General features: G+C 72.8%; 6 protein-coding genes. 4 read left to right on the forward strand and 2 right to left on the reverse strand.

Translation table 11 applies throughout. The features are described 5' to 3' along the window. Nucleotides 1-11: 11 nt before the first annotated feature. Nucleotides 12-1,382: a serine hydrolase domain-containing protein gene (locus tag ACRWNP_RS00620; protein ID WP_431958853.1), complete on the reverse strand. Its 1,371-nt coding sequence runs from the start codon at nt 1,380-1,382 to the stop codon at nt 12-14. Between the two features lie 194 nt (nt 1,383-1,576). On the opposite strand from ACRWNP_RS00620, the gene ACRWNP_RS00625 reads away from it, so the two are divergent. From ACRWNP_RS00625 to ACRWNP_RS00635, 3 genes are read left to right on the forward strand one after another with little or no spacing between them, the layout of a single operon-like run. Continuing rightward, nucleotides 1,577-2,269: a FadR/GntR family transcriptional regulator gene (locus ACRWNP_RS00625; RefSeq protein WP_431958854.1), complete on the forward strand. Its 693-nt coding sequence runs from the start codon at nt 1,577-1,579 to the stop codon at nt 2,267-2,269. Continuing rightward, nucleotides 2,266-3,678 (forward strand): hypothetical protein, encoded by a 1,413-nt coding sequence (locus ACRWNP_RS00630; protein ID WP_431958855.1) that lies wholly within the window; start codon nt 2,266-2,268, stop codon nt 3,676-3,678. Before ACRWNP_RS00625 ends, ACRWNP_RS00630 begins: the two co-directional genes overlap by 4 nt. Continuing rightward, a complete protein-coding gene (locus ACRWNP_RS00635; RefSeq protein ID WP_431958856.1) occupies nt 3,675-5,537 on the forward strand; it encodes a GMC family oxidoreductase N-terminal domain-containing protein in 1,863 nt (620 codons plus the stop codon). The genes ACRWNP_RS00630 and ACRWNP_RS00635 overlap by 4 nt, the downstream gene beginning before the upstream one ends. A gap of 148 nt (nt 5,538-5,685) precedes the next feature. Here ACRWNP_RS00635 and ACRWNP_RS00640 read toward each other — a convergent pair whose 3' ends face one another. Next, nucleotides 5,686-7,911 (reverse strand): family 2 encapsulin nanocompartment cargo protein terpene cyclase, encoded by a 2,226-nt coding sequence (locus tag ACRWNP_RS00640; RefSeq protein ID WP_431958857.1) that lies wholly within the window; start codon nt 7,909-7,911, stop codon nt 5,686-5,688. A 211-nt stretch (nt 7,912-8,122) separates the two neighbouring features. Between ACRWNP_RS00640 and ACRWNP_RS00645 the strand changes: the two genes are divergently transcribed. After that, a complete protein-coding gene (locus ACRWNP_RS00645; protein ID WP_431958858.1) occupies nt 8,123-11,821 on the forward strand; it encodes an AAA domain-containing protein in 3,699 nt (1,232 codons plus the stop codon). Nucleotides 11,822-11,830 lie beyond the last annotated feature (9 nt).

Raw genomic sequence — 11,830 nt, forward strand, 5'->3', positions numbered from 1 at the left:
GCGGCCGGCGCTCAGCTGCTGCTCGGGCTGGTGCCGGTGCCGTTGGTGGGCGGGAACGCGTAGACGTGGTCCGGGGTGACGATCTTGGTCATCGCCTCGGCGAAGAGGCTGCTGGGCTCGTTGCCGCCCACGGCGGTGTCGGTGTTGAGCAGCACGACCATGGTCGCCTTGGCGCCGGGCAGGTACACGGCGGTGCTCTGGTAGCCGGGCAGCGAGCCGTTGTGCCCGATCCAGCCGTGGTTGTCGAAGAGGCCGAGGCCGTAGCCGATGCCCGGGTACGAGGTGGGGAGGAAGGCCGTGCGCTGTGCCTGGGTCGCCTTGCTGAGCAGGGTGCCGTCGGCCACGACGCGGGCCCAGGCCCGCAGGTCCTGGTGGTCGGAGACCATGGCGCCGGCGGCCCAGGCCCAGGAGGGGTTCCAGTTGGTGGCGTCGGCTTCCTTCCCGTCCTTGGTCTGCCGGGTGTAGCCGCGGGCGTGCGGGTTCGGGAAGGCGCGCCCGGTGGGGAAGACGGTGTGCTTCAGCTTGGCCGGGCCGAGCACGTCGCGCCGCAGGTAGTCGCCGAGCGGCATGCCGCTCGCCTTCTCGATCACCAGGCCCAGCAGGACGGTGTTGGTGTTGGAGTACTGGAAGCGGGAGCCGGGGCCGGCCTGCGCGGGGTGCTGAAAGGCGTAGGCGAGCAGCTCGGCGGGGACGAACTCCCGGTTCGGGTCGGCCTTGAGGGCCTTCTGGAAGTTCGGGTCGTCCGTGTAGTTGTAGAGCCCGCTGCGCATCTCGGCGAGCTGCCGCAGGGTGATGCGGTCGCCGCCGGGCACGCCGTCCACGTACCGGGCGACGGGGTCGTCGAGCCCGGCCTTCTTCCGGTCGACGAGGGTGAGCAGCGCTGTCACGGTGAAGGTCTTGGTCACGCTGCCGATCCGCATGGAGAGGTCGGGCGACATGCGCGCCCTCGACTTCTTGTCGGCCACACCGAGGGCGCGTACGTAGGAGCCCTTGCCGGGGGCCCACAGACCCACGACCGCGCCGGGCACGCCGGTCTTCCGCAGGGTGTCCTTCAGGGCGCCGTCGAGCTTACTGACGACATCGCCCGAGAGCGCCGGGAAGTCCCCGGCGGCGTCCGGTGAACCGCTGGGCGAGACCTGCGCGGGTGAGGCGGAGGCGGGGGAGGCGGACGCCGGGGCCGCCGTCCGGTCCTGCGCCTCGGCCCGTGCGAGCGGCGTGGCCGGCGCGGACCTCGCCGCCCGGGTGCCCTCGGGGGAGCGGGTGGTGTCCGCGGGCCCGCCGCACGCCAGGGCCGTGGGGAGCGCGACGGCGGCGAGGGCCGTCGCGACGGCCCTTCGCACGGCGCTGCGGAGCCTGGGCGGACGGGCGCACGGGTGCGTCATGTCAGTGCCTTTCGGCCGTGGGGACGGGACGGGGCGAGGGCACGCCATCGTGAAGGTAAGCCGCCGACCGCGGCGCGGCGACCGGGCGGCGGGCGCCGCGCGGCCGGACGGGTGACGGCCTTCGCGGGAACGGGTCTTGACGGTGCGTCGGCTCATTGGTTGAGTGGCTCATCCACTGACCCCTTGGAGGAGTGATGGAAGCGCTGCCGCGCACGTCGATCGTGGACGTCCTGGAGGACCGGATCCGCGAGGAGATCCTCACCGGCCGCCGCCCCGCGGGGAGCCTGCTGCCGCCCGAGCGCACGCTGGCCGAGGGGTACGGCGTCACCCGCACCACCCTCAAGCACGCCTTCGGGCGGCTGGTGCAGGCCGGGCTGCTGGAGACCCGGCACGGCGTCGGAACCCGGGTCCGGGACTACGAACGCCTCGGCGGCGCCGACCTGCTGCCCATGCTCGTCCGGCACGACGCGCGCTGGCTCTCGGAGATCTTCGAGGTGCGGCGCGGCGTGGGCGCCCTGATCGCCGACGCGGCGGCGACCCGGGCGAGCGGCGCCGCGCGGACCCGGCTGCGGGAGCTGGTGGAAGCCGTGCGCGCGGCCGGGGACCCGGACGCGGTGCAGCTGGCGGACGCAGAGGTGCACCGGGCACTGGCCCGCGCCACCGGCAACCGCGTCTACGTACTCCTCACCAACACCCTTTTCAACGCCTACCTCCCGATGCGCCGTCACCTCGCGGGCCCCTTCCAGGACGCGGAGGAGGCGTACGAGCGGCTGGCGCCGGTGGTCGCCGCGGTGGAGGAGGGCGACGGCGCGGCCGCCCGCGCGGCGGCGGAGGCGTATCTGACGGCGACCGAGGAGATCATGCGCGAGGGGCTGAGGTCCCGGTGAGCGGGGCCCGGGGGACGGTCTTCGCCGAGACCATGACGGGGACCGTACGGCTGCGGGGCGAGGACCGCGAGCGGCCGGTGCGGCTGGAGCTGACGGCACGCAGTGACGACCTGCTGCTCCCGCACCGCACGACCGCGGCCCGTGTCACCGGACGGCTGCGCGTCGCGGGTCGCGCCGACGCCGCCGCCAACGGCACGCTGGAGGTCTCGCCGCTGGCCCGGCGGCGCATCCACTACCGGCTGGAGTTCGAACTCGACGGCGCCCGCTGCCTCCTGGAGGGCTGGAAGTCCGTCACCCCGAGGCGGCCGCTGGCCTCGCTGACCACCCTGCCCTTCACCCTCACCGCCGGCGACGACCCGGAGCCGGCCGGCACGGGCACCCTGCGCTTCCGCACGGCGACCTCGCTCGTGCCGTTCCTGGCGAGCTTCCGCTTCCCCCGCCGGGACGACCCCCGGGCGCAGTGGGCGCCGCGCTGGAACGGCGCCGCGGGCCGCACCGAGGTCTGGTACACCACGGTCACCGACCCGGCGACGGGCACCGGCCTGTGGCTGCACCACGAACTCGTGGCCCCCGCCGACGGTTCCCCCGCCTTCGCCCACGGCTGGGCCGCCGTCTTCCCCCCGGACGGCAAGGGCCCGGTGGAGCACGCCCGCTTCGGCCCGCTGCCCTGGCCTCCCTCGACGGGCGCCGGGGGCTTCACCGCGGACGGCGTCGAGGCCGTCCCCGGCCGGCTGCGCGGCACGGCCGGATCCCTCGCCTGGGACCTCGTCGAGGACGCGGGCACCGAGCGGCCGCTGTACACCTTCCCCCGCTGGTCGTGGCGGCATCCGCTGCTGCCCGCCGCGCAGATCGTGCCCTCGCCCCGCGCCCGGTACACGGGCTCCGTCCGCCACGGCGGGTCCGAACTCGCCCTGCGCGCCGCACCCGGGGCCTCGGCCCGCATCTACGGCCACGGCAACGCCCGGCGCTGGGCCTGGCTGCACGCCGACCTCGGCGACGGGGACGTGCTGGAGGTCGTCGCCGCCGTCTCCACCCGCCCGGGCCTGGACCGCCTGCCGCCGCTGGTGTTCCTGCGGCTGCGCAAGGACGGCCGCGACTGGCCGCGCGGCGGTCTGCGCCCGGCCCTGGGGCGCGCCGGACTCGGCCGCTTCACCGCCGACATCGGCCTGCCGCGCTGGACGGTGACCGGCCGCGCGGGCGGGCGGCGGATCACCGTAAGGGTCGACCAGCCGCCGGAGCGCACCCTCGCCCTCGACTACGCCGACCCCGACGGCTCGCCCGCCGTGTGCCGCAACAGCGAGACCGCCGACGCCCACGTCCTGCTGGAGCGCCGGGGCCGCGGCGGCTGGCGAACCGAGGCGCAGTGGACGCTCGCCGGCACCGCCCACGCCGAAGTGGGCGACCGGTGAGCGCCGCCGTCCGCGGCCTGGTCGCCGCGCTGCTCGCCGACGCCGGCGACGGCGGCTGGCCCGCGGGCGTGCCGGGCCGGCTGGACGGCCTGCTGGCGGCGATGCCCGCGCGGACCCGGCACGGTTTCCGCGCCGCGGCGGCCGCGGTGGACGCCTACGCGGCGGCGCGCACCGGGCGGCGGCTGGACCGGATGGGCCCGGCGGAGCGGGAGCGGGTGCTGGCCGGACTCGCCGCGCGGCCCGCGCTGCTGCCCCTGCTCGACGTGGTGAAGGTGCCGGTGCTGCTGGCGGCGGGCACCGAACGGCTGCTGGCGGAGCCGCCTCGCGCCGCGGCGCTCCCGGCCCCGCAGGACCCGCCCCTGGACTGCGTGCCCGCCGGCCAGTGGCCGGACCGCTCCCGCGCGGACGCCGTCATCGTCGGCTCGGGTGCCGGCGGGGCGATGGCGGCACGCACCCTGGCGCGGGCGGGACTGCGGGTGGTCGTACTGGAGGAGGGCAGGCGGCACACCACGGCGGAGTTCGGACGGCGGGCCCCGCTCGACCGGTTCGCCGAGCTGTACCGGGACGGCGGCGCCACCGTCGCCCTCGGGAACCCCCCGCTGATCGTGCCGACCGGGCGCGCCGTCGGCGGCACGACGGTCGTCAACTCCGGTACGTGCTACCGCACTCCGGACCGCGTGCTGGGCCGGTGGCGCGAGGAGTACGGGCTCGGGGACCTCGCCGACCCGGTGGCCTTCGGCGCGTACCTGGACGAGGTGGAGCGCACCCTGCGGGTGGGCCGCCAGCCCCAGGACGTGCTGGGCCGCAACGGCGCCCTCGCCCTGCTCGGCGCGGGCGGGCTCGGCTGGCGGGCCGCGCCCCTGCGGCGCAACGCCCCCGGGTGCCGGGGCTCGTGCCAGTGCGTGGTGGGCTGCCCGTCCGGGGCGAAGCAGAGCGTCCAGCTGTCGGTGCTGCCGCAGGCATGCGCGGCCGGGGCCCGGATCGTCACCGGGGCCCACGTGCGGCGCGTGCTGACCGAGCCCGGCCGGCCCGGCGGCCCGCGCGCCTGCGGGGTGGCGGTGCGGCGGCCGGACGGCAGCGAACTGGAGATCCTCAGCCCGCTGGTCGTGGTGGCCGCCGGCGCGCTGCGCACTCCCCCGCTGCTGCGCCGTTCCGGCCTCGGCGGGCACCCGCGGACCGGCCGCAACCTCGCCGTGCACCCCGCCACCAGTGTCGCCGGGCGGTTCGCCGAGCCGGTCGCGGACGGCGGCCCGGCGGTCCTGCAGAGCGTCGGCGTGGAGGAGCTGCACGAGGACGGCATCCTCGTCGAGGCGACCGCCCCGCCGCCCGGCATGGGCTCGTTCGTGCTGCCGGGCGTCGGCCGGGAACTGCGCGCGGAGCTGGAGGACTCGGGACGGCTGGCCACCTTCGGCGCGATGATCGCGGACCGGCCCGGCGGACGCGTCCTCGGCCGTGAGGGCGCCCTGCTCCGCTACGACCTCGACCCCCGCGACGGCCGCCGGCTACTGCGCGCCGTCCGCGCGATGGGCGACCTGCTCTTCGCCGCCGGGGCCGAGGAGGTCCTCACCGGCGTCCCCGCCGCCCCGCGGGCCCGTACACCGCGGGAGTTCGCGGCGGTCCTGGAGCGGGTGACGGCACGGCAGCTGCACCTGTCGGCCTTCCACCCCACGGGCACCGTCGCCCTCGGCGCGGACCCGCAGGTGGCGCCCGCCGACCCCGCGGGCCGGCTGCGCGGCGTGCACGGGGTACTGATCGCCGACGCCTCGGCGCTGCCCAGCTGCCCCGAGGTGAACCCGCAGCTCAGCATCATGGCGCTGGCCCTGGCGGTCGCCGAGGGCGCGGTGCGGGCGGCCGGCTGAGGGATCAGCCGGCTCGGAGGACCGCGCAGGTCGTCGTGCCGTGGGCGTGAGCTTCTGGCCGGCCACGCCGGTCACCCGCGCCTCGGCGGTGGCCGGCGGACCGCGGCCGTCGCCGACAGCCGCAGCGCCCGCGTCCCCGTTGCGGAGGTCAGCGCGCGCCCGGGACCGCCAGGCGGGCCGCGGACGTGCCCAGGCCGGTCGGGCCGACGGGCAGGCGGACCACTCCCCCCACCGGGCGGCGCAGTTCGTCCTCGTCATAGCGGCGGCAGCCGCGGTGCCAGGTCAGGATGCCCGCGAGCCAGTTCTCCAGCTCGCGCACATAGCCCTCCAGCACCGCCCGCGCCTCCGTTCCGAGCCTGAAGTCGTCGTACAGGACAGGGAGTTCGTTCGCCGCGACATGCTGGAACTGCCGCATGCGCCCGCTCATCAGGTCGTGGACGACGGCGAGCGAGGCCTGCTCGTCGCAGTCGAAGAAGTTCCGCACCACCAGCAGGGCGTTGTGGATCTCGCCCTCGTACTCGATCTCCTTCTGGTACGAGAAGGCGTCGTTCATCAGACAGGCGTAGTCGGCGGCGGCGTTCTCCAGCGACCGCATCGGCCCGCTGCGGTAGACCTCCTCCGGCACCCGCCTGCCGTGGCCCAGTCGGCACAGACTCATCGTGAGGTCGGAGCCGAAGGTGTGGCGGCGCATCTCCAGGTAGTCGACGGGGTCCGGGATGCGGTTCTGCGCCTGGTTGGCGAGCTCCCACAGCCAACTGGCCGTCATGTTCTCCACCGCGGTGCGGAAGCGACGCCGCGCCTGCGGCTCCATCGGCCCGGCCGTCCGCGCCCACAGGTCGGCCAGACCGCGCTCCAGGGCGGTGGCCGGGGCCGGGGCGGCCGAGCCGTCGACCGGCATGAAGGCCGACAGCCGCTCGTTGGCCGCGCGGGCGCCGGCCAGGTCACGGGTGCGGCCGAACACGGCGGGGAAGTAGTCGTCGGCGTACGTGCCCCAGGTGAGCCAGCCCGAGGTGAGGTCCAGCCCCGCAAGGCTCGCGTCGGGGTGGATGCCGGCGGCGCACAGCGGGAAGTCGAAGGCGACCAGCTTGTGCTCGTCCCACACGTGGGAGTGCGGCACTCCGGGCTGCGGCAGCAGCAGGCCCGTCCGGTGCGCCCACTCGACGACATGGCGCCGGGCGGCGTCCAGGTGCGGGCTGAGCCTGGCCGGGAAGGGCATGAGGAAGTCGGGCAGCGGGGTCGGCCCAGTGCGCCGCGGCACATGGGTGAAGCCGCGGAAGCGGGCGGCCTCGGCGCGGCCGGTGGTCCGCACGGTGCCGGCCGACACCCCGAGCCCGCCGGGCAGCGCGAAGGGCGACCAGCCTCCGCCGGAGCCGGCCCCCGCCCCGCCGCCGTTCATGTAGCGGCTGGAACGCATGTGCCACTCGTGGCCGCCGGACTGCCAGTCCTGCAGGCCCTTGACGTACGCCAGCACCCGCGCGCGCTCCCCCGGGTCGAGCGCGTGCTCGGCGAAGAGCGGCGGCAGTTCGGTGAGCACGGTGTTCTCGAACTGCTGCAGCCGTGAGGTCAGCAGGTCGTTGACCGACTCCGCGGCCTCCTGCGTCGAGCAGCCGAGGAAGGTCTCCAGGACCAGCACCCCGTTGCTGAGCTCGCCCTCCTCCTCCGTCTCCCGCTGGTACGAGAAGAGGTCGTTGCGCAGGTGCACCGCGTCGGAGAAGGCGTCGCGCAGCACGAGCAGCGGCCGCGCACCGGCGACGGCGGCCGGCACCTCGGCCCCGGCGGCGTACTCCACCAGCCCCGCCGACCAGGGTGCGCCGCCGACCTTGCGGCGCATCTCGATGTACTCCACCGGGTTGGGCACCCGGCCCGCGTTGATGTTGGAAAGCTCCCACAGGGACTCGCGCAGCAGGTGCTCGGTGCTCTCGGCGAAACGCCCGCGCCAGTCCATGGACATCGCCGGCACCGTGCGCGCCCACAGGTCGGCGAGGCCGGCCTCCACCGGGTTCCGCGGTTCCGGCATGCCCTGCGCCGGGTCCATCGGCATGAAGGCCGGCAGCCGGTCCAGGTACGCCTTGCCGCCCTCGCGGTCCTGCGTGCGCTTGAACGCCTCCAGGAAGTGGTCGTCGAAGAAGAAGACCCACACGTACCAGTCCGTCACCAGGGACAGCGCCGGTCCGGAGCAGTCCGGGTGCGTGTACGCGCACAGCAGTGCGTAGTCGTGCGAGTCGAGGTCGTGGGTGTCCCAGATGCCCGAGCCCTCGAGCATCCCCATGTCCCGTGCCCACCCGCGGGAGTGCTCCCGGGCCTGCTCCACGTGGGGATTCAGGCGGGCCGGGTACGGCAGGTAGAAGTCGGGCAGTTCAAATGGCTGCGTCACTCGATCAGCGCTACCCGGGGCCACAGGCGCTATCCGATATGGCGGACAACCCATACGAACGGGTGAAAACGCCCCTCGCGGCACTCGGCACAGCACATCCACCCTGCCCCCTCCATCGAGTGCCGCCGATCCCCACCCAGTCGACGAAGCTCTGGGGTATCAATGAAACGGGTGGAATCGACACGCGAGCTTGCGCCGACCGGGGGGTACCGTGGAGCCGTTCGAGCAGATGCACCGATTGATCGAGCGCTTTCTGTGCGGTCCGACCTCCGCGCTGCGCAACCAGAACCGCAGCTACCGCCCCTCGTCGGGCAAGGCCGTGGCGGACAGCGGCTACGAACTGATCCCCGGCGCCCTCTACCGTTACGACCTGGTCGACCTGGAGGGGTACCCGGTAACCGTCCAGCTCTACCGCGGCCTTTCCGAGGTGGCCGGGCAACTGTGGGAGCAGGAGGTGCGTGTCCTCCTGCGGGCCGCGGCACTGCGCCACCCCGCACTGCCGGTCATCGAGACCGGTGGCTACCGAGACGGCGGCGACACAGCGTCAGCCGGGATCGACGTCCGGGGTTTCGCGTACGTCGTCACCAAGGGAGCCGTCCACAGCCTGCCCAATGAACCGGGTCTGCTCGAGGGACTCCGGACCAATCCGTCGCTGGCCGTACGCCAGTTCTTCTTCCTCGCCGACGCCCTCTCGGTCCTGCACAGACAGAAGATCGTGCACCGGAACCTGTGGCCGGGAACCATCGACGTACATCAGGACGAGTCGATGCCGCCCGGACCCGAGCGACTGCAGTTGAAACTTTCCCGTTTCGAGATGAGCGCCCTGGTGGGCAACCTGCTGAGGGCCGCCGAGAGCGACGGCGAGAACACCGCCGAACAGGCGGTCAGGATCCTCCTCGGTCAGGATTCCCGGGCTCTGGCCTATTGCGCACCGGAACGTCTCGCCTACCTCTTTCCTGACGCGGACACCCAACCCGCCGACCAGACGGGGTCGGACGTGTTCAGCCTGGGCGCCACGGTGGCCGAGTGGTTCCTACCCACGGATCCCGGCCAGCCGACCCCACCCAGCGGGACGGCGGGTCAAGCCCTGAGAGCCTGGGCACTTGAGCGCCACGAGAAGCTGCGCCGCGCCCTGAACGACTGCGGCTCGCTCCCCGTCGCGCTCAAGTCCCTGCTCGCCGACATGCTGCACCCCGATCCCGAGGCGAGGCCCAACTCCGAGGCGGTCGTCAATCGGATCAGCGCAGAATACGAGGAGATATCAGGCTATTGGGACGAGGAGAAGGGGAGTCAGCTCCCCTACCTCATCGCCTTCCTCCCCGCCGAGTTCCGGCGCACGCTCTACACCTGGGGCTGGTTGTCACTCGACCCCGAGACGCCCGAAGGCCGTGAGGAACTGGCGCAGTTCATCCGTGACGACCTGAAGGGTGCGCGCCTCCTCCATGCCGAGCACGGCGCCGATCCCTACGTCGTGGACGGTCCGACCGAGACGAAGCGCGCCGCTCGCCAGCTTCTGATCGGCGCCCGCGCGGCCTGGTTCTGCGAGCGGTTCCGCCCGTACAACGTCCTGGGTACAAGTCTCGGCCCGCCGGAGGACAACACCCTGGTGATCAAATACCCGGTGCCGCTGGACCGGCCGCTCGGACGGACCCTGCAGGAAGACGCGAGACGGAGTCCGCTTCATCGGATCATCCCGTCGGTGGACGTCATCCCTTACGACATCCACCCGGCCGAATTCGCGGGCCAACGTCGCAACCGGCCGAGCTGGACCGTGCTCATCGACGCGATCACACGGGCTTCCGACGCATCGCCGGAGGACCTGGTCTATGAACAGGCCTTCGACTGGCTGCTCAAGTTCCAGGGAATCGAATTACGCGCCCGGGAGTACGCATACGAGATCGACCAGGAAGGGAGCAGCGGCCGCCTGGTCACATTGCGCCTCGACAGCGAACGGGACGACCGGCGAAAGCACCACGACGCCATGTCGACCAGCTACTACTCCGACCCCCAGCTCCGCCCCTCGCTGGGAGACTTCTTCGCCGCGTTCAACAGTTCGGAGGAAGGCGGGGAGATCGAAGTCCTGCGGGACCGCAAGGGCATGCCCCACTACCCCCGCGACCGGCGGCTCCTGGTGAGTCTGGTCGATCAGCTGGGCGACGAGGCGATCCGTGTCCGGATCAGCAGCAGGGATCTGCGCTCGCTGCCTTCACGGGGCTGGATTCGGCCGGGAGGAGATCTCGGCAGCGCGGTCGCGCTTCGCCGACAGCTCCACGCCCGTTGGCGTCTGTTGGAGAACAAGGTCCTGGTCAAACAACTCCAGCATCCGATGACCATCAAAGGCCTGCCTGGCCGGTGGGAGAAGGCGGCTGAAGGGATAGGCCAGGAAGTCGTCACCGACATGCTGGTCTCACAGCCCTTCTACGCCCTGCAGGGGCCGCCCGGAACGGGCAAGACCGAGATGACCGCTCGGGCGGTGGCCGCGTACCTGCGGGAGGAGCCAGGCGCCAGGGTCCTGGTTTCGGCCCAGTCCAACTGGGCCCTGGACAACCTGGCCGTGCGCATCCTCGAACGGCTGCCCGTCGGCGAGGTCGGACCGGACCCCCTCGCCAAGGGGGACGTCATCGCTCTGCGGGTCACCACGCGTTCGACGGCCGACCGGATCGACGAGCGCCTCAAACGTTTCCGTCCGTCAAGGCTGGCGGAGGAGCGCGTCCGGCTGCTGCAGAGCCACGCGGTGAAACGGCGTGAGGGGACAGAGAAGCGGCTACGGGCGCTGCTCACCGAGTGGGAGCGTGTCGCTGCTTCCTCGGTGCCGGAACTGACCGACAGGATCCGGCGCTCGGCCAACCTCGTTTTCGCAACGTGCTCGTCAGCGGACCCCGAGCACATGTCCGGCATCCGCAACGACGAGCCATTCGACTGGGTGCTGATCGAGGAGGCCGCGAAGGCCTGGCCGACCGAGATAGCCATCCCCCTCGCCCAGGGCCTGCGTTGGACACTGATCGGCGACCACCATCAGTTGCCCGCCCACCGACGTCAGGAAGTCGAACGCTTCCTCCAGTCCACCGCTGTCCACCCGGATCCCAACCTGGCCCTGCACGGCACCCGCAGCAAGCAGTACCTCCGCGTGTTCAACCTCTTCGGAAGCCTCTTCGACGGCCAGGACCAGAAACAGCCCGCGCGCCCCGACACGGAACAGACGCCGGCGGACGGCACCGGGCAGGCGCCGATGAGCGCTCCCGTCCGCACGCTCGACGAACAGTTCCGGATGAATCGCGAGATCGGCGACCTGGTAAGCAAGGTCTTCTACCCGGCCGGGCCGAACATGCCGCGGGGCACCTTGCGTATCACCACCGGCAAGAAGGACGAGCCGCACGGCTTCGCCTCACCGGAGTGGCTTGGTGGTTCCTCGCTCCTCTGGCTGGACACAGCCGCCCTGACCATGTGCGCGGACCAGCCGGCCTGGAAGAACGTCGGCGAGGTGGACGTCGTGGACCGATTCGTCAGCCGGCTCGGGATCAGCCCCGTGCAAGCCACCGGATCGGGCCATGCCCCGCTCGCCGTACTCACGCCTTACCGTCAGCAGACCGAATTGCTCCGGGGGCGCGGCCAACTGGCGCCATTTGTGCACACCGTGCACGCCTTCCAGGGACGCGAGGCGGACACGGTCGTGACCTCCCTCGTCCGAGACAAGATCCGCGGCCCGGTCGAGCAGCCGTGGAAAAGCCTCGGCCACCTGGTCCAGCCGGACCTGGTGAACGTGATGTGCTCCCGGGCACGCAGGCTGCTGGTGCTGGTCGGAGACCACGGCCACTTTGCCAACAGCGGGGTCCCCTTCTGGGAGGACTTGTGCGCCATCTTCTCGGAACACAGGGCCGTACGCCCGGCCGGACACGTATTCGACCGGTGAGGGGGAGCC

The sequence above is a fragment of the Actinacidiphila sp. bgisy160 genome, from assembly GCF_965342435.1.
In the GTDB taxonomy this organism is placed as follows: domain Bacteria; phylum Actinomycetota; class Actinomycetes; order Streptomycetales; family Streptomycetaceae; genus Actinacidiphila.

Coding starts and splice junctions, on each gene's coding strand:
- ACRWNP_RS00625 (WP_431958854.1), top strand. CDS start 1,577: ATGGAAGCGCTGCCGCGCACGTCGATCGTGGACGTCCTGGAGGACCGG.
- ACRWNP_RS00620 (WP_431958853.1), bottom strand. CDS start 1,382: ATGACGCACCCGTGCGCCCGTCCGCCCAGGCTCCGCAGCGCCGTGCGA.